Origin of the sequence: Streptococcus mitis (assembly GCF_946188585.1) — a bacterium.
GTDB lineage: Bacteria > Bacillota > Bacilli > Lactobacillales > Streptococcaceae > Streptococcus > Streptococcus mitis_DG.
The window spans coordinates 270,092-292,487 of sequence record NZ_CAMHVI010000001.1 but is presented as its reverse complement, the minus strand read 5'-3'; the positions used below and the strand labels follow the sequence as shown (position 1 = coordinate 292,487).

At 39.0% G+C, this 22,396-nt stretch carries 19 protein-coding genes and 2 tRNA genes; 20 read left to right on the top strand and 1 reads right to left on the bottom strand.

Annotated features, from left to right (window positions below; all coding sequences use genetic code 11):
- Window positions 1–31 precede the first annotated feature (31 nt).
- From N8M66_RS01460 to N8M66_RS01375, 18 genes are all read left to right on the top strand, one after another.
- Window positions 32–820 (top strand): hypothetical protein, encoded by a 789-nt coding sequence (locus N8M66_RS01460; protein WP_261045173.1) that lies wholly within the window; start codon window positions 32–34, stop codon window positions 818–820.
- Between the two features lie 11 nt (window positions 821–831).
- Window positions 832–1,632, top strand: coding sequence for an aminoglycoside 6-adenylyltransferase (locus N8M66_RS01455; RefSeq protein WP_261045172.1), 801 nt, complete (start codon window positions 832–834; stop codon window positions 1,630–1,632).
- Between the two features lie 242 nt (window positions 1,633–1,874).
- The gene (gene parC, locus N8M66_RS01450; protein WP_261045171.1) at window positions 1,875–4,346 is read left to right on the top strand and encodes a DNA topoisomerase IV subunit A; all 2,472 of its coding nucleotides are present in this window, start codon (window positions 1,875–1,877) and stop codon (window positions 4,344–4,346) included.
- A 135-nt stretch (window positions 4,347–4,481) separates the two neighbouring features.
- Entirely contained in the window at window positions 4,482–5,504 is a 1,023-nt protein-coding gene (locus N8M66_RS01445; RefSeq protein WP_261045169.1) for a branched-chain amino acid aminotransferase, read from the top strand.
- A 22-nt stretch (window positions 5,505–5,526) separates the two neighbouring features.
- On the top strand, window positions 5,527–7,494 hold the full coding sequence (locus N8M66_RS01440) for a peptide ABC transporter substrate-binding protein (protein ID WP_261045167.1): 1,968 nt from the start codon (window positions 5,527–5,529) through the stop codon (window positions 7,492–7,494).
- Between the two features lie 99 nt (window positions 7,495–7,593).
- Window positions 7,594–7,824, top strand: a complete 231-nt coding sequence (locus N8M66_RS01435; RefSeq protein ID WP_000037113.1) for a DUF2969 domain-containing protein — start codon at window positions 7,594–7,596, stop codon at window positions 7,822–7,824.
- Between the two features lie 49 nt (window positions 7,825–7,873).
- Window positions 7,874–7,954 (top strand) — tRNA-Tyr (locus tag N8M66_RS01430).
- 9 nt (window positions 7,955–7,963) lie between these two features.
- Window positions 7,964–8,035 (top strand) — tRNA-Gln (locus N8M66_RS01425).
- A 161-nt stretch (window positions 8,036–8,196) separates the two neighbouring features.
- Window positions 8,197–9,399, top strand: a complete 1,203-nt coding sequence (gene rpsA, locus N8M66_RS01420; RefSeq protein ID WP_001001631.1) for a 30S ribosomal protein S1 — start codon at window positions 8,197–8,199, stop codon at window positions 9,397–9,399.
- Window positions 9,400–9,484: 85 nt separating this feature from the next.
- Window positions 9,485–9,982 (top strand): GAF domain-containing protein, encoded by a 498-nt coding sequence (locus N8M66_RS01415; protein ID WP_261045165.1) that lies wholly within the window; start codon window positions 9,485–9,487, stop codon window positions 9,980–9,982.
- Window positions 9,982–11,637: a DNA polymerase III subunit gamma/tau gene (gene dnaX, locus N8M66_RS01410; RefSeq protein ID WP_261045163.1), complete on the top strand. Its 1,656-nt coding sequence runs from the start codon at window positions 9,982–9,984 to the stop codon at window positions 11,635–11,637. The genes N8M66_RS01415 and dnaX overlap by 1 nt, the downstream gene beginning before the upstream one ends.
- A gap of 27 nt (window positions 11,638–11,664) precedes the next feature.
- Window positions 11,665–11,859, top strand: coding sequence for a DUF3272 domain-containing protein (locus tag N8M66_RS01405; RefSeq protein WP_001081602.1), 195 nt, complete (start codon window positions 11,665–11,667; stop codon window positions 11,857–11,859).
- Window positions 11,860–12,009: 150 nt separating this feature from the next.
- Window positions 12,010–12,780 carry a Fe-S cluster assembly ATPase SufC gene (gene sufC, locus N8M66_RS01400; RefSeq protein WP_000114489.1) on the top strand — a complete coding sequence of 257 codons (771 nt, stop codon included), beginning with the start codon at window positions 12,010–12,012 and terminating at the stop codon, window positions 12,778–12,780.
- A 27-nt stretch (window positions 12,781–12,807) separates the two neighbouring features.
- Window positions 12,808–14,070, top strand: coding sequence for a Fe-S cluster assembly protein SufD (sufD, locus tag N8M66_RS01395; RefSeq protein ID WP_261045161.1), 1,263 nt, complete (start codon window positions 12,808–12,810; stop codon window positions 14,068–14,070).
- A 10-nt stretch (window positions 14,071–14,080) separates the two neighbouring features.
- Window positions 14,081–15,307, top strand: a complete 1,227-nt coding sequence (locus tag N8M66_RS01390) for a cysteine desulfurase (RefSeq protein ID WP_261045159.1) — start codon at window positions 14,081–14,083, stop codon at window positions 15,305–15,307.
- A complete protein-coding gene (gene sufU, locus N8M66_RS01385) occupies window positions 15,294–15,734 on the top strand; it encodes a Fe-S cluster assembly sulfur transfer protein SufU (protein WP_049491374.1) in 441 nt (146 codons plus the stop codon). The genes N8M66_RS01390 and sufU overlap by 14 nt, the downstream gene beginning before the upstream one ends.
- Before the next feature lie 57 nt (window positions 15,735–15,791).
- Entirely contained in the window at window positions 15,792–17,204 is a 1,413-nt protein-coding gene (gene sufB, locus N8M66_RS01380; protein WP_000797054.1) for a Fe-S cluster assembly protein SufB, read from the top strand.
- 123 nt (window positions 17,205–17,327) lie between these two features.
- Window positions 17,328–18,719: an APC family permease gene (locus N8M66_RS01375; RefSeq protein WP_261045157.1), complete on the top strand. Its 1,392-nt coding sequence runs from the start codon at window positions 17,328–17,330 to the stop codon at window positions 18,717–18,719.
- 30 nt (window positions 18,720–18,749) lie between these two features.
- Here the strand turns inward: N8M66_RS01375 and N8M66_RS01370 are convergent, their stop codons facing one another.
- Entirely contained in the window at window positions 18,750–19,598 is an 849-nt protein-coding gene (locus N8M66_RS01370) for a YitT family protein (RefSeq protein ID WP_261045155.1), read from the bottom strand.
- Window positions 19,599–19,738: 140 nt separating this feature from the next.
- Between N8M66_RS01370 and N8M66_RS01365 the strand changes: the two genes are divergently transcribed.
- Window positions 19,739–20,578: a DegV family protein gene (locus N8M66_RS01365; protein WP_261045153.1), complete on the top strand. Its 840-nt coding sequence runs from the start codon at window positions 19,739–19,741 to the stop codon at window positions 20,576–20,578.
- 107 nt (window positions 20,579–20,685) lie between these two features.
- A complete protein-coding gene (locus tag N8M66_RS01360; protein WP_001284640.1) occupies window positions 20,686–20,961 on the top strand; it encodes an HU family DNA-binding protein in 276 nt (91 codons plus the stop codon).
- The last annotated feature ends 1,435 nt before the right edge of the window (window positions 20,962–22,396 follow it).

Genomic DNA, 22,396 nt, shown 5'->3' with positions numbered 1-22,396 from the left:
ATAGAATGAAATTAATTGAAAAGTAAGAAAAATGATAAAAAAAGTAAAATTAATAATAGTCTGTTCTTTAATTTTTCTTTTTATAATTAGTTTATTATGTTTTTTGATTGACTGGTTTGATATAGGAATATTTTCATCCCTAAAAGGGGATTGGCTAAGTTATTTTGGTAGTATAGTTAGTTCAATTGTCAGTATTTTCGGTATTTATTGGACATTAAGAGATAACAGACTTCAGCAAAAAATTGAACACCGTCGTGAGATTCTTCCGTATATTATTTATAATTTAAAAAAAATAGAAACAGATGATGATATTCTAAATAATCATCATAGTATGTCTTTTGATTATTTAGAAATGGATAAAAAGGGATATTCATTCGATAAAACTGAACCTCTTATTATTTGTTTGGAGATGGAAAATGTTGGGTTAGGAAATGCCATAGTTAAAGATTATATTTTGAACTATAATAAAGAAAGTATAAAATTAATGGAATTGAAAGAAAAAATAATAAATAACTATCTTGTTATAAAAAAAGGTGAGAAGAGAAAGATATACTTACAATTTCGTGTTCCAAATTTTAATGATTATGAAATAGATTATATGGATAATTATTCTGATACCTATGATTATAGTCAAATTGACTTTTCAATTGATATTCTTTTATATGATTTATCAAAAAATTTATATAAAGAAACATTAGAATTTAAGATAAATAAAAATACTGTTTCATCGTATACGTTTAATCAAGAAGAATATCACTATATATATAGATTTAACAAAAAGAATATTTTTCCAGTACTTCAAAAATCTGAGGAGGGATAATTAATTCAGAAATGTTAAATTTGATTTTAAAAACAGCTAAAAAGTTACAAGTCGAAGCTGTCGCTCTATCTGGTTCACGAACTGATACAAAAGCACCAAAAGACGAGTTTCAAGACTATGATGTTGTTTATGTCGTGGACGACTTAGATAATTTGACGAGTGACCTTGCTTGGTTGGACCAGTTTGGCGCTCGTATCATTGAGCAGCATAATATCCTAGGCAAGCGTCGTCTCTATCTTATGCTCTTTGAGGATGGCAATCGGATTGATTTGACTCTATGTCCTAAAGTGCATATCAAGGAGTGGGTAGAAAGTGAAGCGGATTTCACGGTGCTAGAGGACCCTAAGGGTTTGTTTGAGTCTTATTCTCCCAGTCCTCAACGTTACTGGACAAGTCCAGCTAGTCAGATAGATTTTGAAAAAGTCTGCAATGAATTTTGGTGGGTATCAGCCTATGTGGTCAAGGGTATTCATCGCAAGCAAGTCATCTATGCGATCGATCATCTCTATGGTATCTGTCAGCAAGAGTTACTAAAAGTCTTGGCTTGGCAGGTTGCAAGTGATAATGGAACAGTCGATATCGGCAAGAACTACAAGTATCTTTTCCAGTATTTACCTACAGAGAAAGGGAAAGAATTCTCAAATCTGCTTGATTTTTCAAGTGTAGAGAAAATCACTCAATCCCTATTCTCCACAATGAATCTCTTCCACAGAGAAGCTCAAATTCTTGCTCAAAAGATGGGATTTGATTATGATATGAAAGTAGCTGAGAAGATGATTCAGTATGCTGAGGAGAGACTGATTAATCGCTAACTAAATAAAGACCTTAATTTAAAAGATTAAACTACAGAAAGGGTCGTTTGGTTATTTATCGTAACTGAACACGGGACTAATTTCCGTAAAATATCCTTCTTCTACAAAACCTACTCTATATTCTTTGAAAGGAGTTGAACACGCCCTAAATGCTGTGTGAAAAAGATAAATTCTCTTGTGAGCATCGCTCGCTTTAAGAATTTCCTATTTTTACTTGATATTTTACGGGCTCTGTATCCTATATGAGTAATATCCAAAATATGTCCTTAGAGGACATCATGGGAGAGCGCTTTGGTCGCTACTCCAAATACATCATTCAAGACCGGGCTTTGCCAGATATTCGTGATGGATTGAAGCCTGTGCAACGTCGTATTCTTTATTCGATGAATAAGGATGGCAATACCTTTGACAAGAGCTACCGTAAGTCAGCCAAGTCTGTCGGGAATATCATGGGGAATTTCCACCCCCACGGTGATAGTTCCATCTATGATGCCATGGTCCGTATGTCTCAAGACTGGAAAAATCGTGAGATTCTAGTTGAAATGCACGGTAATAACGGTTCTATGGACGGAGATCCGCCTGCGGCTATGCGTTATACTGAGGCGCGTTTGTCTGAAATTGCTGGCTACCTTCTTCAAGATATCGATAAAAAGACTGTTCCTTTTGCTTGGAACTTTGACGATACCGAGAAAGAGCCGACAGTCTTGCCAGCAGCTTTTCCAAACCTTTTAGTCAATGGTTCTACTGGTATTTCAGCTGGATATGCGACAGATATTCCACCGCATAATTTAGCTGAGGTCATCGATGCGGCGGTTTACATGATTGACCACCCAACTGCCAAGGTGGACAAGCTCATGGAATTCTTGCCTGGACCAGATTTACCGACTGGAGGGATTATCCAAGGGCGTGACGAAATCAAGAAAGCCTACGAAACTGGGAAAGGGCGTGTGGTTGTTCGTTCCAAGACTGAGATTGAAAAGCTAAAAGGTGGTAAGGAACAAATCGTTATCACTGAGATTCCTTATGAAATCAATAAGGCCAATCTAGTTAAGAAAATCGATGATGTTCGTGTCAATAACAAGGTTGCAGGGATTACTGAGGTTCGTGATGAGTCTGACCGTGATGGTCTTCGTATCGCTATCGAACTCAAGAAAGACGCCAATACCGAGCTGGTTCTTAACTATCTCTTCAAGTACACAGACCTGCAAATCAACTACAACTTTAATATGGTGGCGATTGACAATTTCACGCCTCGTCAGGTTGGGATTGTTCCAATCTTGTCTAGCTACATCGCCCACCGTCGAGAAGTGATTTTGGCGCGTTCCCGCTTTGACAAGGAAAAGGCTGAGAAACGTCTCCATATCGTTGAAGGTTTGATTCGCGTGATTTCGATTTTGGATGAAGTCATTGCGCTTATCCGTGCTTCTGAGAATAAGTCTGACGCCAAGGAAAACCTTAAGGTCAGCTATGATTTTACAGAAGAGCAGGCAGAGGCTATCGTTACCTTGCAACTGTATCGCTTGACCAATACAGACGTGGTTGTCTTGCAGGAAGAAGAAGCAGAACTTCGTGAGAAGATTGCTATGCTTGCTGCTATTATTGGTGATGAACGTACCATGTACAATCTTATGAAGAAAGAACTTCGTGAGGTTAAGAAGAAGTTTGCGACTCCGCGTTTGAGTAGCTTAGAAGACACTGCGAAAGCAATCGAGATTGATACAGCTAGTCTGATCGCCGAGGAAGATACCTACGTCAGCGTGACCAAGGCAGGTTACATCAAGCGTACCAGCCCACGTTCTTTTGCAGCTTCAACGCTAGAGGAAGTTGGCAAACGTGACGATGATCGTTTGATCTTTGTACAAGCTGCCAAGACAACCCAGCACCTCTTGATGTTCACTACTCTTGGAAATGTCATCTACAGACCAATCCATGAATTAGCAGATATTCGATGGAAGGACATCGGAGAGCATCTGAGTCAAACCATTACAAACTTTGAAACTAACGAAGAAATCCTTTATGTGGAAGTCGTGGATCAGTTTGATGATGCGACAACTTATTTTGCAGCTACTCGTCTCGGTCAAATCAAGCGTGTAGAACGCAAAGAATTTACTCCATGGCGGACCTATAAATCTAAGTCTGTCAAGTATGCTAAGCTCAAAGACGAGACAGACCAGATTGTAGCAGTGGCTCCGATTAAACTAGATGATGTTCTTTTGATTAGCCAAAATGGTTATGCCCTTCGTTTCAATATCGAAGAGGTACCAGTTGTCGGTGCTAAGGCTGCAGGTGTCAAAGCTATGAACCTGAAAGCAGATGATGTCCTCCAATCCGCCTTTATCTGTAACACCTCATCCTTCTACCTCTTGACCCAACGTGGAAGTTTGAAACGTGTTTCTATTGACGAAATTCCGGCAACAAGTCGTGCCAAACGTGGCTTACAAGTCTTGCGTGAGTTGAAAAACAAACCGCATCGTGTCTTCTTGGCAGGAGCGGTTGCAGAACAAGGCTTTATTGGTGATCTCTTCAGTACAGATGTGGAAGAGAACGACCAAACTCTGCTTGTTCAATCAAACAAAGGAACAATCTATGAAAGCCGATTACAAGACTTGAACCTGTCAGAACGTACTAGCAATGGAAGCTTTATTTCAGACACCATTTCAGATGAAGAAGTTTTTGATGCTTATCTTAAAGAAGTATTTACTGAAGCTAAATAAGTGAAATGAAGAATCAGTTCTAAGAGCTGGTTCTTTTTTATTGAAGAAATTTTCTGAAAATTACAAAATATACTTGCTATTTTAGAAAAATAGTGTAGAATAAAAGAAATAGGTTTTTAGAATAAGGAGTGGAATATGACAGTAACGATTGATTGGGAAAATCTCGGTTTTTCCTATATGAAATTACCTTATCGCTATATTGCTCATTTTAAAAATGGACAATGGAATCAAGGAGAACTTACAGAAGATGCAACCTTGCATATTTCAGAGTCTTCTCCAAGTCTTCACTATGGACAACAAGCATTTGAGGGTTTGAAAGCTTATCGTACTAAGGATTGCAGTGTTCAACTGTTCCGTCCTGATGAAAATGCTAAACGCTTGCAACGTACCTGTGACCGTCTCTTGATGCCACAAGTTCCGACAGAAATGTTTGTAGAAGCTTGTAAAGCAGTTGTTCGTGCCAATGAAGAATATGTTCCACCATATGGAACAGGTGGAACCCTTTATCTTCGTCCTCTTTTGATTGGAGTAGGAGATATTATCGGAGTAAAACCAGCAGAAGAGTACATTTTCACTATCTTTGCCATGCCAGTTGGAAATTACTTTAAGGGTGGATTGGTTCCAACCAACTTCTTGATTCAGGATGAATACGATCGTGCAGCGCCAAATGGTACAGGTGCAGCTAAGGTTGGTGGAAACTATGCTGCAAGTCTCTTGCCAGGGAAATTGGCCAAGTCACGTCATTTCTCAGATGTTATTTACCTAGACCCATCGACACATACAAAGATTGAAGAAGTCGGTTCAGCTAATTTCTTTGGAATCACAGCTGATAATGAATTTGTAACACCATTGAGTCCTTCTATCTTGCCATCTATTACTAAGTATTCTTTACTTTATTTGGCAGAACACCGCTTGGGCTTGACACCTATTGAGGGTGATGTCCCAATTGATAACCTGGATCGTTTTGTAGAGGCAGGTGCCTGTGGCACCGCAGCAGTGATTTCCCCAATTGGTGGTATTCAGCACGGTGATGATTTCCATGTATTCTATAGTGAAACAGAAGTAGGTCCTGTGACTCGTAAACTCTATGATGAATTGACAGGAATTCAGTTTGGCGATATTGAAGCGCCAGAAGGTTGGATTGTAAAAGTAGATTAAAATAAACTAAAGGAGATTTTTTATGAAATCGAAAAAGTGGCTCTTAACAGCAGGAGTAGTCCTGAGTACAACAGCTCTATTAGTGGCTTGTGGAAAAGCTGATAAAGAAGCAGATGCACCGACAACATTTTCATATGTCTATGCAGTAGATCCGGCATCTTTGGATTATAGTGTAGCAACTCGTACATCTACAACAGATGTCATCGGGAACGTGGTTGATGGATTGATGGAAAACGACCAATACGGGAATGTTATTCCTTCCTTGGCTGAAGATTGGTCTGTCTCAAAAGATGGTTTGACTTATACCTATAAACTTCGTAAAGGAGTTAAATGGTACACATCAGAAGGTGAAGAATACGCAGAAGTAACAGCCCATGACTTTGTGACAGGACTAAAACACGTAGCTGACGGCAAGTCAGACGGTGTTTCTCTCATCCAAAATTCAATCAAGGGCTTGGATGCCTACATGACTGGTGAGACCAATGATTTCTCTACAGTTGGTGTCAAGGCATTGGACGATTACACAGTTGAATATACCCTAAACAAACCAGAAAGCTTCTGGAACTCTAAAGTCACCACAGCAACTATGTTGCCTGTAAATGAAGAGTTTTTGAAGGCGTCAGGTAAAGATTATGGAGCAGTTACTCCAGCAGGAATTCTCTACAATGGTCCTTATATCTTGAAGACCTTGACTTCTAAATCGTTGATTGAATACGAGAAAAATCCAAATTATTGGGATAAAGAAAAGGTGAAAATTGAGAAGATTAAATTGACTTATTACGATGGTTCTGATCAGGAATCGTTGATTCGTAGCTTCTCTTCAGGTGCCTATACGACAGCTCGTCTCTTCCCAAGTAGCTCAAACTTTGCTTCAACTTTGGAACAATACGGAGATAAAATCACTTATAGCCCACAGGACTCAAGTAGTTATTACTTCACCTTTAACGTAAATCGTCAGTCATATAATAAAACTGCGAAAACAAGTGAAGAGCAAAAGACTTCTACTAAAGAAGCTATGCTTAATAAGGAATTCCGTCAGGCTATCAACTTTGCCTTCAACCGCCATTCTTATGCTGCCCAGCTAAATGGTGAAGACGGTGCGGACAAGATTATTCGTAATAGCCTTGTTCCTGACAACTTTGTACAAGCAGGGGGTAAGAACTTTGGTCAAATCGCTCAAGCAGAGTTGGTGAACTATGGTGACCAGTGGAAAGGTGTTGAGCTAGTTGACGGTAAGGATTCTATCTACAACCCTGACAAGGCTAAAGCTGCATTCGAAAAAGCTAAGAAAGACTTGGAATCTAAAGGGGTAACTTTCCCAATTCACTTGGATGTTCCAGTTGAACAAACAGATACTATTGCTGTTCAACAAAGCAACTCTTTCAAACAGTCTATCGAATCAACTCTTGGTGCTGAAAATGTTGTTATTGATGTTCTTCAAATGACAGATAATGAAAAGGAAACAATCACTTCTCAAGCGCGTGTTCCTTCTCAAAAAGACTATGATTTGAACAGTACAGGATGGGCTCCAAGTTATCAAGACCCAGCATCTTACTTGAATATTATGGATCCTAAATCAGGTTCTGCTATGAAACACCTCGGTATTACTAAAGGAAAAGATAAGGATGTTGTAGCGAAACTTGGTTTGGACCAATATAAGAAATTATTGGATGATGCGGATTCAGAGACTACAAATCTTGAAGAACGCTATGAAAAATATGCCAAGGCTCAAGCTTGGTTGACAGATAGTTCATTATTGATGCCAACAGCCTCATCTGGTGGTTCTCCAGTTGTAAGTAATGTCGTGCCATTCTCAAAACCATACTCACAAGTTGGTATTAAGGGTGACCCATATATCTTTAAAGGAATGAAATTGCAAAAAGATATCGTTACGACAAAAGAATATGAAGAAGCACTGAAAAAATGGCAAAAAGAAAAATTGGAATCAAACGGTAAGTACCAAAAAGAACTAGAAAAACACATTAAATAAAGCAGAAAAACTCTATATCAGACTTGGAATGATATAGAGTTTTTTCTTGCTAGTTTTAGGATTTTCTTGTAAAATAGAAAAAGTGAAGAGAGGTATGAAATGAGTAAGAAAGATAAAAAAATCGAAATTCAAGTAGCAGATGCCAAAGTTAATGTTGGTAAAGACAGTTTTGAAGGTTATACATTGACTATCGGTAAAAAAGTTATCGGAGAAATTGCCGAATTAGACGGACAATTTGCCATCATAAAGAATGGGAATGTCGATAGTTTTTATAAAAAATTGGAAAAAGCTGTGGAAATTTTGATTGAAAATTATAATTTAGCAAAATAAGTCTTGTTTTTTTGAAATTTTCATGATATAATAGTCCATGTTGATTGTAGGAGAGATAGCGAAGAGGCTAAACGCGGCGGACTGTAAATCCGCTCCTTCGGGTTCGGGGGTTCGAATCCCTCTCTCTCCATTTCATCAATGGGGTATAGCCAAGCGGTAAGGCAAGGGACTTTGACTCCCTCATGCGTTGGTTCGAATCCAGCTACCCCAGTTCTTAGGTAATGATCAAGATAAAAAGCAAAATATCTTAGGGTATTTTATTTTTATAATTGAAAGACGTGAACGATATGAACATGTTCTTGCGGGTGCTTAGGAAAAAAATTATAAGTATGTCAAGTTTAAGAAAAACTTGATTGTTGGAGGATTTTTTAGATGAACGAATTTGAAGATTTGCTAAATAGCGTTAGCCAAGTTGAGACTGGTGATGTTGTTAGTGCTGAAGTATTGACAGTTGATGCGACTCAAGCTAACGTTGCAATCTCTGGAACTGGTGTTGAAGGTGTCTTGACTCTTCGCGAATTGACAAACGATCGCGATGCAGATATCAATGACTTTGTTAAAGTAGGAGAAGTATTGGATGTTCTTGTACTTCGTCAAGTAGTTGGTAAAGATACTGATACAGTTACATACCTTGTATCTAAAAAACGCCTTGAAGCTCGCAAAGCATGGGACAAACTTGTTGGTCGCGAAGAAGAAGTTGTTACTGTTAAAGGAACTCGTGCCGTTAAAGGTGGACTTTCAGTAGAATTTGAAGGTGTTCGTGGATTCATCCCAGCTTCAATGTTGGATACTCGTTTCGTACGTAACACTGAGCGTTTTGTAGGTCAAGAATTTGATGCTAAAATCAAAGAAGTTGACGCTAAAGAAAACCGCTTCATCCTTTCACGTCGTGAAGTTGTTGAAGCAGCTACAGCAGCAGCTCGTGCTGAAGTATTCGGTAAATTGGCTGTTGGTGATGTAGTAACTGGTAAAGTTGCACGTATCACAAGCTTTGGTGCTTTCATCGACCTTGGTGGTGTTGACGGATTGGTTCACTTGACTGAATTGTCACATGAACGTAACGTATCACCAAAATCAGTTGTAACTGTTGGTGAAGAAATTGAAGTGAAAATCCTTGATCTTAACGAAGAAGAAGGACGTGTATCACTTTCACTTAAAGCAACAACACCTGGACCATGGGATGGCGTTGAGCAAAAATTGGCTAAAGGTGATGTAGTAGAAGGAACAGTTAAACGTTTGACTGACTTCGGTGCATTTGTTGAAGTATTGCCAGGTATCGATGGACTTGTTCACGTATCACAAATTTCACACAAACGTATTGAAAATCCAAAAGAAGCTCTTAAAGTTGGTCAAGAAGTTCAAGTTAAAGTTCTTGAAGTTAACGCAGATGCAGAGCGCGTATCACTTTCTATTAAAGCTCTTGAAGAGCGTCCAGCTCAAGAAGAAGGACAAAAAGAAGAAAAACGTGCTGCTCGTCCACGTCGTCCAAAACGTCAAGAAAAACGTGATTTCGAACTTCCAGAAACACAAACAGGATTCTCAATGGCTGATTTGTTCGGTGATATCGAACTTTAATCAAATTGAAAATTCACAAAATCCTTTGTTTTCTAAACAAGGGATTTTTCTTTTGTCTGTAAGTCTTTTTTGATATAATAGTTCTATGTTAGAATCAGAAAAACAATCACGTTATCAAATGTTAAATGAAGAGCTCTCTTTTTTATTGGAAGGCGAAACCAATGTTTTGGCTAATCTTTCCAACGCCAGTGCTCTTCTAAAATCACGCTTTTCTAATACTGTATTTGCAGGCTTTTATCTGTTCGATGGAAAGGAATTGGTTTTGGGTCCCTTCCAAGGAGGTGTTTCCTGCATCCGTATTGCACTTGGGAAAGGTGTTTGTGGTGAGGCAGCTCATTTTCAAGAAACTGTTCTGGTTGGTGACGTAACAACTTATCCCAACTATATTTCTTGTGATAGTCGAGCTAAAAGTGAAATTGTTGTGCCGATGGTAAAGAATGGTCAATTGCTCGGGGTTCTGGATTTGGATTCTTCAGAGATTGATGATTATGATGCTATGGATCGAGATTATTTGGAACAATTTGTCGCTATTTTGCTTGAAAAGACAGAATGGGACTTTACAATGTTTGGGGAGAAAGCCTAATGTATCAAGCACTTTATCGAAAATATAGAAGTCAAAACTTCTCCCAGTTGGTTGGTCAAGAAGTTGTGGCTAAGACTCTTAAACAAGCGGTGGAACAAGAGAAAATAAGTCATGCTTATCTTTTTTCTGGTCCTCGTGGAACGGGAAAAACCAGTGTGGCTAAGATTTTTGCCAAGGCTATGAACTGTCCCAATCAAGTGGGTGGAGAACCTTGTAATAATTGTTATATTTGTCAAGCAGTGACGGATGGTAGTTTAGAAGATGTCATTGAAATGGATGCGGCCTCTAATAATGGGGTTGATGAAATTCGCGAAATTCGTGATAAATCTACCTACGCACCGAGTCTTGCTCGTTATAAGGTTTATATCATAGACGAGGTTCACATGCTGTCTACAGGGGCTTTTAATGCTCTTCTAAAGACGCTGGAAGAGCCAACACAGAATGTGGTCTTTATTTTAGCTACTACTGAATTGCACAAGATTCCTGCCACTATTCTATCCCGTGTCCAACGTTTTGAGTTTAAATCAATTAAGACACAAGATATTAAGGAACATATCCACTATATCTTAGAAAAGGAAAATATCAGTTCTGAACCAGAAGCTGTGGAAATCATTGCTAGACGAGCTGAAGGTGGAATGCGGGATGCCTTGTCTATTTTGGATCAAGCCCTGAGTTTGACACAGGGAAATGAGCTGACGACTGCCATCTCTGAAGAAATTACTGGCACCATTAGTCTATCAGCCTTGGATGATTATGTGGCTGCCTTGTCTCAACAGGATGTTCCCAAGGCTTTGTCTTGTTTGAATCTTCTTTTTGACAATGGTAAGAGCATGACTCGTTTTGTGACCGACCTTTTGCACTATTTAAGAGATTTGTTAATTGTTCAAACAGGGGGAGAAAACACTCATCATAGCCCAGTCTTTGTAGAGAATTTGGCACTTCCTCAAGAAAATCTGTTTGAAATGATTCGCTTAGCGACAGTCAGTTTAGCAGATATTAAGTCTAGTTTGCAGCCCAAGATTTATGCTGAGATGATGACTATTCGTTTGGCGGAAATTAAACCTGAACCGGCTCTTTCAGGGGCGGTTGAAAGTGAAATTGCTGCACTGAGACAGGAAGTTGCCCGTCTCAAACAAGAACTCGCCAATGTGGGAACTGTGCCCAAGCCAACAAGTCCAGCTCCTAGTCGACCGTCTACGGGCAAAACAGTCTATCGTGTGGATCGCAATAAAGTACAATCTATCTTACAAGAGGCCGTCGAAAATCCTGATTTAGCACGTCAAAATCTGATTCGTCTACAGAATGCCTGGGGAGAGGTAATTGAAAGTCTTGGAGGCCCTGATAAGGCTTTGCTAGTTGGTTCTCAACCGGTTGCGGCCAATGAACACCATGCTATTCTTGCTTTTGAGTCTAACTTCAATGCTGGTCAAACCATGAAACGGGACAATCTCAACACCATGTTTGGCAATATCCTCAGTCAGGCAGCAGGTTTTTCGCCTGAAATCTTAGCTATTTCCATGGAGGAATGGAAAGAAGTTCGCGCAGCCTTTTCAGCCAAAGCCAAATCTTCTCAAACTGAAAAAGAAGCAGAAGAAAGCCTGATTCCAGAAGGATTTGAATTTTTGGCTGATAAAATGAAGGTAGAGGAAGACTAAAGAAAGATTTCATGATACAATAAGTTTATGAATAGACAACAATTTATTATCATAGCGCTGTTTACAGCTGCTGAGACCTATTTTTTCAATGAAGCCTGGATGACTGGTCGTTATATTATGGCAGCCTTTTGGGCCATTTTGCTCTTTAGAAATTTCCGAGTTAGTTACTTGATGGGCAAGATTGTAGATGTCATTGACCAGCATTTAAAAGGAAAAGACTAGTCCTCAGCTTCTAGACAAAATCAAAGCCTTTTAGGCTTTTTTTTGTTATACTATAAAAGTATATTTATTGACCTTTTACCGTATTTTCTAGGGAAATCAAGTATGTTTCCAGTAAGCACTGTAAAGGCCTTGAAAAAGAAAGGAATTATCATGTCAGTATTAGAGATCAAAGATCTTCACGTTGAGATTGAAGGAAAAGAAATTTTAAAAGGGGTTAACTTGACCCTGAAAACAGGAGAAATAGCCGCTATCATGGGACCAAATGGTACTGGTAAATCGACTCTTTCTGCCGCTATAATGGGAAATCCAAACTATGAAGTTACCAAAGGTGAAGTCTTGTTTGATGGCGTAAACATTCTTGAGTTAGAAGTGGACGAGCGTGCGCGTATGGGACTTTTCCTTGCAATGCAATACCCATCAGAAATTCCTGGTATTACTAACGCTGAGTTTCTTCGTGCAGCCATGAATGCTGGTAAAGAAGACGATGAGAAGATTTCAGTTCGTGAGTTTATCACTAAACTTGACGAGAAGATGGAATTGCTCAACATGAAAGAAGAAATGGCTGAGCGTTACCTCAACGAAGGTTTCTCTGGTGGTGAGAAAAAACGTAATGAGATTCTTCAACTTTTGATGTTGGAACCAACTTTTGCCCTTTTGGATGAGATTGATTCTGGTCTTGATATTGATGCCCTTAAAGTTGTTTCTAAAGGTGTTAATGCTATGCGTGGTGAAGGATTTGGTGCTATGATTATCACTCACTACCAACGTCTTTTGAACTACATCACACCTGATGTGGTACACGTCATGATGGAAGGTCGTGTTGTCCTTTCAGGTGGTCCAGAATTGGCTGCGCGTTTGGAACGTGAAGGATACGCAAAACTAGCTGAAGAACTTGGCTACGATTACAAGGAAGAATTGTAATTCCCTCGTATCTTTTAGGAGAAGTAAATGACTAAAGAAAATATTAAACTTTTTTCAGAAATGCACGCTGAACCAAGCTGGTTGGCTGATCTCCGTCAAAAAGCTTTTGACAAGATTGAGAATTTGGAATTACCAGTTATTGAGCGTGTCAAATTCCACCGTTGGAATCTGGGTGATGGAACGATTACAGAAAGTGAGCCATCAGCAAATGTTCCAGATTTCACAGCTCTAGATAATCACTTGAAGTTGGTGCAAGTAGGAACTCAAACTGTTTTTGAGCAAATTCCAGTTGAGTTAGCTGAACAGGGTGTCGTCTTTACAGACTTCCACTCAGCTTTAGAAGAAATTCCAGAGCTGATCAAAGAATTCTTCATGTCATCTGTTAAGTATGACGATGACAAGTTGGCAGCCTACCATACAGCTTATTTCAACAGTGGTGCTGTTCTCTACATTCCTGATAATGTTGAGATTAAAGAACCAATCGAAGGAATTTTCTATCAAGACAGCGATAGTGATGTGCCGTTTAACAAGCATATTATGATTATCGCTGGTAAAAATTCTAAGATTAGTTATCTGGAACGTTTAGAGTCACGTGGTGAAGGAAGTGCCAAAGCAACTGCTAATATCACAGTAGAAGTAATTGCGCGTTCTGGTGCTCAAGTGAAATTTGCGGCTATCGACCGTCTAGGTGAAAATGTCACTGCCTACATTAGCCGTCGTGGTAAATTAGGCAACGATGCAAGCATTGACTGGGCAATCGGTGTCATGAACGAAGGAAACGTCGTTGCGGACTTTGATAGCGACTTGATTGGAAATGGTAGCCATGCAGATCTCAAGGTTGTAGCCCTTTCAAGTGGTCGTCAGGTACAAGGGATTGATACTCGAGTGACTAACTATGGTTGCAACTCAATCGGAAATATCCTACAACATGGGGTTATTCTTGAAAAAGCAACTTTAACTTTCAACGGTATTGGGCACATTATCAAGGGGGCTAAGGGAGCAGATGCCCAACAAGAGAGCCGTGTTCTTATGCTTTCAGACCAAGCGCGTTCAGATGCCAATCCAATTCTTTTGATTGATGAAAATGACGTAACTGCAGGACACGCGGCTTCTATCGGTCAGGTAGATCCAGAAGACATGTATTACCTCATGAGCCGTGGCTTGGATAAGGCAACTGCAGAACGTTTGGTTGTCCGTGGTTTCCTTGGCTCTGTTATCGTTGAGATTCCAGTCAAGGAAGTTCGTGATGAAATGATTGCAACCATCGAAGAAAAATTGTCAAAACGCTAAGGGGTAGCCTATGTTAGATGTAGAAGCGATTCGCAAGGATTTTCCAATTTTAGACCAGATTGTTAATGATGAACCATTGGTTTATTTGGACAATGCTGCGACGACACAAAAACCACTAGCAGTTCTGGAGACGATTAACCGCTACTATGAGAACGACAATGCCAATGTTCATCGTGGCGTTCATACCTTGGCAGAAAGGGCGACAGCTTCTTATGAGGCGGCTCGTGAAACCATTCGTAAGTTTATCAATGCAGGGTCTACAAAGGAAGTTCTCTTTACCAGAGGAACGACAACTAGTCTTAACTGGGTAGCGCGTTATGCTGAGGAAGTCTTGACTGAGGGAGACCAGGTTTTGATTTCTGTCATGGAACACCATTCCAATATCATTCCATGGCAGGAAGCCTGCCGTAAGACTGGGGCAGAGCTTGTCTATGTCTATCTCAAGGATGGAGCTCTGGATATGGATGATTTGCGAGCTAAATTGACTGACAAGGTCAAGTTTGTTTCGCTAGCTCACGCCTCAAATGTTCTTGGTGTGGTCAATCCAATCAAAGAAATCACTCAATTGGCCCATCAAGTTGGAGCTATCATGGTGGTGGATGGTGCTCAATCTACGCCTCATATGAAGATTGATGTTCAGGACTTGGATGTGGACTTCTTTGCCTTTTCAGGTCACAAGATGGCTGGTCCAACTGGTATTGGTGTCCTTTATGGTAAAGAAAAGTACCTAGAGCAAATGTCACCAGTAGAATTTGGAGGCGAAATGATTGATTTCGTCTATGAGCAATCTGCTAGCTGGAAGGAATTGCCTTGGAAATTTGAGGCAGGAACTCCCAATATGGCAGGTGCTATCGGACTGGCAGCAGCAGTAGATTATCTTGAAAAGATTGGTATGGATGCCATTGAAGCTCATGAACAAGAATTGATTGCATATGTCTTTCCAAAGTTGCAGGCGATTGAAGGACTGACCATTTATGGTTCACAGGACTTGGCTCAACGTTCAGGTGTGATTGCCTTTAATCTAGGCGATCTCCATCCTCACGACCTTGCGACAGCTTTGGATTATGAAGGAGTAGCTGTTCGTGCAGGTCACCACTGTGCGCAACCCTTGCTTCAGTATTTGGATGTCCCAGCAACAGCTCGCGCAAGTTTTTATATCTACAATACCAAGGCAGATTGCGACAAGCTAGTAGATGCCTTACAAAAGACAAAGGAGTTTTTCAATGGCACTTTCTAAACTGGATAGCCTTTATATGGCAGTGGTAGCGGACCATTCGAAAAATCCACATCACCAAGGAAAGTTGGAAGATGCTGAGCAAATCAGTCTCAACAATCCGACCTGTGGGGATGTCATCAATCTCTCTGTCAAGTTTGATGCAGAGGATCGTTTGGAAGATATTGCTTTTCTAAATTCAGGCTGTACTATCTCAACTGCCTCTGCAAGTATGATGACAGATGCAGTTTTAGGAAAAAACAAACAAGAAATCTTAGAACTTGCGACTATTTTTTCTGAAATGGTTCAAGGGCAAAAAGATGAACGCCAAGACCAACTAGGCGATGCAGCTTTCTTGTCAGGTGTTGCCAAATTCCCTCAACGAATCAAGTGTGCAACCCTAGCTTGGAACGCCCTGAAGAAAACAATTGAAAATCAAAAAAATCAGTAAGGCAAGATTCTTTTGTCTTATGAATCAGTAGAAATGAAGAATGAAAGAAAGGATATTATGGCTGAAGAAAGAGTAGAACCAAAACCAATTGATCTTGGTGAATATAAATTTGGTTTCCATGATGATGTAGAGCCTGTCCTATCGACAGGAAAAGGATTGAACGAAGATGTCATTCGTGAACTATCAGCTGCTAAGGGAGAACCTGAGTGGATGTTAGAATTCCGTTTGAAGTCTTATGAAACCTTCAAAAAAATGCCTATGCAAACTTGGGGAGCAGACTTGTCAGAGATTGATTTTGATGACTTGATCTACTACCAAAAACCATCTGATAAACCAGCTCGTTCGTGGGATGAGGTTCCTGAAAAGATTAAAGAAACCTTTGAACGTATCGGGATTCCTGAAGCTGAGCGTGCATATCTAGCTGGTGCCTCTGCCCAGTATGAATCAGAAGTTGTTTACCACAACATGAAGGAAGAGTTCCAAAAATTGGGGATTATCTTTACAGATACGGATTCTGCCCTCAAGGAATACCCAGATTTGTTTAAACAATACTTTGCTAAGTTGGTACCGCCAACAGATAACAAATTGGCTGCCCTTAACTCAGCAGTATGGTCTGGTGGAACCTTTATCTACGTACCAAAAGGGGTCAAGGTAGATATTCCACTTCAAACTTACTTCCGTATCAACAACGAAAATACTGGTCAGTTTGAACGTACCTTGATTATCGTTGATGAGGGAGCAAGTGTTCATTATGTAGAAGGATGTACAGCGCCAACTTATTCAAGTAACAGCTTGCATGCTGCCATCGTAGAAATCTTTGCCTTAGATGGTGCTTATATGCGTTATACAACCATCCAGAACTGGTCTGATAACGTCTATAACTTGGTAACGAAACGTGCTAAGGCTCAAAAGGATGCCACTGTTGAGTGGATTGATGGTAACTTGGGTGCCAAAACAACCATGAAATACCCATCTGTTTACCTTGATGGAGAAGGGGCGCGTGGTACTATGCTTTCTATTGCCTTTGCTAATGCAGGGCAACATCAGGATACTGGAGCTAAGATGATCCACAATGCTCCACATACAAGCTCGTCTATCGTGTCTAAATCCATCGCTAAAGGTGGAGGAAAGGTTGACTATCGTGGACAAGTAACCTTTAATAAAAACTCTAAAAAATCTGTCTCTCACATCGAGTGTGATACCATTATTATGGATGACTTGTCAGCATCAGATACCATTCCGTTTAACGAAATTCACAACTCACAAGTCGCTTTGGAACACGAAGCTAAGGTATCTAAGATTTCTGAAGAACAACTCTATTACCTCATGAGCCGTGGATTGTCAGAATCTGAGGCAACTGAGATGATTGTAATGGGATTTGTAGAACCCTTTACAAAAGAACTTCCAATGGAATATGCAGTTGAGCTGAACCGTTTGATTAGCTATGAAATGGAAGGATCAGTTGGCTAAGAATATGTAGAATCTGAGCAGGATTTATTCTGTTCGGATTTTTTTGAAAAATTATCTTATAAATATTCACAAAATCTCTTTTATATGATAAAATAAAACAATCATATTTAATGGAGATGAAGTATGAATATTTTTAGAACAAAAGATGTTAGCTTGGAACGTACTGAAATGCACCGTCATTTAAAAGTATGGGATTTGATTTTATTAGGAATCGGTGCCATGGTAGGAACTGGGATTTTTACCATTACAGGAACCGCAGCAGCAACGCTTGCTGGTCCGTCACTGGTTGTATCTATAGTGATTTCTGCCCTGTGTGTTTCTTTATCCGCCCTCTTTTTCGCAGAGTTTGCCTCTCGTGTTCCTGCAACTGGTGGTGCTTATAGTTATTTGTATGCAATTTTGGGTGAATTACCAGCTTGGATTGCTGGTTGGTTGACCATCATGGAGTTCATGACAGCAGTTTCTGGTGTGGCCTCTGGCTGGGCAGCTTATTTTAAAGGCTTGCTCAGTAACTATAGTATTTCAATGCCTCAAGCCTTGAATGGGACCTTTAACCCTGAGCAGGGTACCTATATAGACCTTTTACCTATTTTGGTACTGACACTGGTAACCGGTTTAGTTTTATTAAATTCCAAGGCAGCATTGCGTTTTAATTCGCTTCTAGTCATCTTGAAATTCTCTGCTCTCGCTTTGTTTATTCTAGTTGGTATCTGGTATATTAAACCAGAAAATTGGTCCAACTTTGCTCCCTTTGGTTTTGGTCAAATTTATGGTGGAAGTACTGGAATAATGGCAGGAGCATCTTTGATGTTCTTTGGTTTCCTAGGATTTGAATCTATTTCGATGGCTGTTGATGAAATTCAAAATCCACAAAAGAATGTCCCACGAGGTATTGTTTTGTCTTTGACAATCGTAACGATTCTCTATGCTCTGGTTACATTAGTATTGACAGGGATTGTTCACTACAGCCAACTCAATGTGGATGATGCTGTAGCATTTTCATTGCGAAGTATAGGAATTGGTTGGGCAGCTAATTATGTGTCATTAGTGGCCATTTTGACCCTAATAACAGTATGTATTTCTATGACTTATGCCTTATCGCGTATGATTTACAGTTTAGCACGTGATGGTCTTTTACCTCGAAGTTTTAAGCAATTAAGCAAAACAAGTCGTGTTCCTAAAAATGCGACCATCTTAACTGGAGTTGCTTCTGCAATTGCAGCAGGAGTGTTTCCACTGGCTAGTATTGCAGCCTTTCTAAATATATGTACGCTGGCTTATCTTATCTTACTGGCTTATGGAATTATAAAACTTAGAAAGGATAAGGGAATGCCTAAAGAAGGAGAATTCAAAACTCCCCTAGTTCCCTTGTTACCGATTCTCTCGATTCTAATCTGTCTTTCCTTTATGCTTCAATATAGTATAGAAACATGGATTGCGTTTGGCATTGCTCTTGTAGTTGGACTTGTGATTTACTTTACTTATGGCTATCGTCATTCTACACTTTCTGAATAAAGAAAAAGCTGGAACTTCCCAGCTTTTTACCTACTCTTTTATATATGTGAAGCCTTCTCCTAGGATTTCATGAGCTTCTGTAATAGTTATAAAGGCTTGAGGATCAATTCGATGAATCATTTCCTTCATTTTCACAATTTCATTTCTTCCGACAATACAGTAAATGATTTTCAAATTTTCTTTACTATAGTAGCCTTGACCTGAGATGAAAGTAACTCCTCTCCCTAGGTCATCATTAATCGCTTTTGCAAGTTGGTCAGGACGTTTTGTGATAATCATAAAACCTTTGCCGGCATATCCTCCTTCACCAATCAAATCAATAACACGAGAAACGATAAAATCAAATAAGAGCGTGTAGGAAACCAATCTCAAATCCTTGAAGATTAGGAGAATAAGCATGAGAATACAAAAATCTAAGATAAAGAGCAGTTTACCCATGGATATATGAGTGTATTTATTGAGAATACGAGCTAGAATATCAGTACCACCAGTTGTACCTCCAGCATTGAAGATAATTCCGAGCCCAATTCCCAATAGAATCCCAGCTATGAGGGCTGTAATCAGTAAATCACCTTGAAGATCAATATGAAGGGGAATCCGCTCAAAAATAGCTAACCAAGCGGACAAAGCTAAGGTTCCTAGTAAACTAGAATAGAGGGATTTGGCTCCAAAGATTTTCCAAGCCAGGATGAAAAGGGGAATATTAATCAGCAAGTTCATCAGAGAAACAGGGATTTTAAAAAGATAAAAGGTGATGAGGGTAATACCTGTCGCCCCTCCTTCAAAGAGATGATGGGGAACTACAAAATAAGTCAGCCCAAAAGCATAAATAGCAGCACCTAGTAAAATGGTTAAAATGGGATAAATTTTTTTAATCATAGGAACCTCTTTTCTTATAAGTAGATTATATCAAATTTTTAAGGAAAATTTGAATGACTCCATTAGGATTTTTAATCTTTTTTTGATATAATTAAAAGTAAGAAAACCAATCTGAATCCTAAAATAGAAAGATTGACACTATGACAAAAATTAAGATTGTAACCGATTCATCTGTTACTATTGAACCAGAACTCGTAAAACAATTTGATATCACTGTTGTTCCTTTATCTGTAATGATTGATAATGTTGTTTATTCTGATGTGGATTTGAAAGAAGAAGGTAAATTTCTTCAGTTGATGCAAGAAAGTAAGAATCTTCCGAAAACAAGTCAGCCACCTGTAGGTGTCTTTGCTGAAGTTTTTGAAGACCTATGTAAGGATGGTAGCCAGATTCTTGCTATTCATATGTCTCATGCCCTTTCTGGTACTGTAGAAGCGGCACGTCAAGGTGCTAGCTTATCTACTGCCGATGTGACAGTTATTGATAGTTCCTTCACTGACCAAGCCCTGAAATTCCAAGTTGTTGAGGCTGCGAAGTTAGCACAAGAAGGCAAAGAGTTGGAGGAAATTTTAACTCGCATAGAAGAGGTTAAAAGCCACACAGAACTCTATATTGGCGTTTCGACTTTGGAAAATCTTGTTAAAGGTGGACGAATTGGGCGTGTAACTGGATTGTTGAGCTCACTTCTTAATATACGTGTTGTCATGCAGATGAAGGACCATGAATTGCAGCCAATCGTTAAAGGTCGTGGAGCTAAAACTTTTAAAAAATGGTTGGAGGAGCTGACAAGTTCGCTAAGAGAACGTTCTGTAGTAGAGATTGGAATTTCATATTCTGGTAGTGCTGATTGGGCAAAAGAGATGAAAGAAAGATTACAAGCTTATGTTGAAAAGCCTATTTCAGTTTTGGAAACGGGCTCTATTATTCAAACTCACACGGGTGAGAATGCTTGGGCTGTTTTAGTACGTTACCACTCCTAAAAAAATAAATAAAATGGGAAGAAATAGTGTTTTTAACTTGACCTAAAAGGGATTTTAGGATATGATTATATTTGTTAATTAGAAATTAAATTGGAGGAATCATTAACATGGCAAACAAACAAGATTTGATCGCTAAAGTAGCAGAAGCTACAGAATTGACTAAGAAAGACTCAGCAGCAGCAGTTGAAGCTGTATTCGCAGCAGTAACTGAGTACCTTGCAGCTGGTGAAAAAGTTCAATTGATCGGTTTTGGTAACTTTGAAGTTCGTGAGCGTGCTGCACGTAAAGGTCGTAATCCACAAACTGGTAAAGAAATCAAAATTGCAGCTTCTAAAGTTCCAGCATTCAAAGCTGGTAAAGCTCTTAAAGACGCTGTTAAATAATTTGAATTTAAAAAAACCTGTCATATCAAGCATTTGAGCTTGTGTGACAGGCTTTTCTTTTGCTTTTGGGGCATTTTGGGGGCAAAACTATAAATTATCTAGCAAATTGAGGATATTGCCATCCATCTTCTTTGTAACGTGTGTAGATTTTGTTTATTGTCCTAGAATCAGAACGTCCTACTCTTGCCATAATTGCTTTTAGAGTTACGCTATTCTGCTTATGAGAGTATGCCTAAAGATGTGGTAGGTGAGGTGCCTATCAATGGATTCTTCAAGTTGTGTATTTGTTTTCAGATTTAAATCTTCAATAGTTTTTACGATTTTTGGCAGTTCCGCTCGTCATGCAGAATTATATTCGATATACTCAAGGTTCACTGTGTAATCAAGAGGCAGGTTTAAGATTAACTTAAATCGTTCTGATTTTGACTTTGAAAGATCAAGTTGGATTAGAAAGCATTGAATGTATTTTGTATCGATATAAATCTCAAATGCCTATTTAAAATTATTCATGCTACTAGTAAGATAGATGATAGAGCTCCCTTAGATTTTTTTGATAAAATGTCCACCACTCTTCTAAAAAAGTGGCTTTTGCTTTAACAGATAGCTTAGATACTGCAACAAATGGTCATTATGCTACTATTTTATATGGATATGATGCTAAAAAGTTTAAGAAATTGAAAGTTCAACTGAACATGACATATATAGGATAAGGAGAGAGAGCAAGCTATCCTTTTATCTTTATATTATCATGATTCCTTAATTTTAATGGATACAGTAGAACACGAGATTGCAGCAGTAAAAAAATTGACCAGTAGTTAGAATTTATTGCTAATCTCTGAGATGATGTACCTATTAATGATTTACTGAAATAAACAGATTTCGCAAAAATTATGTCTAGCTTTACAGAATTTTTTGCTCACTTAGTAGGTGATGTAGAGCTAAAAACGAAGTGATGGTACTTGAGCAAATTTTCAAACGTTTTTATAGTTTTATCAGGCAAGTTAAAGAGGGGCTTCTGGTGTGAGTATTCGTGATTTTATGGAAGGGACTAATGGAGTCCTGGCAACAATTGAAAAAGTGATAAAGAAGAAGTAATCGATTTAGCTGGTTTTGAACTTTAACTTGTCAATGTAGCTATAAGAGAGTATAGTAATGTTAAAAATATGGGGGCTATATGGATAAGCGATTTGTTATACCAGTGAGAGTTGATAAGAGAATTTTAAATAAACTCGATTTTGTATCAACAAAGCCACAATAAGGACGATCAGAAACGATTGGTAAAGGATTAGAGAGGCTCTATAGTGAGCTGGGAAGAAAGATGACTAGAAAAGGATTGATTTAGGCACATATTTGGTTAGGTGTGGCTATTTCTGCCTTAGCACTCTATACCTACACGATTATTTATATTTATATGGAAGAAATCTTTGCAACTTTT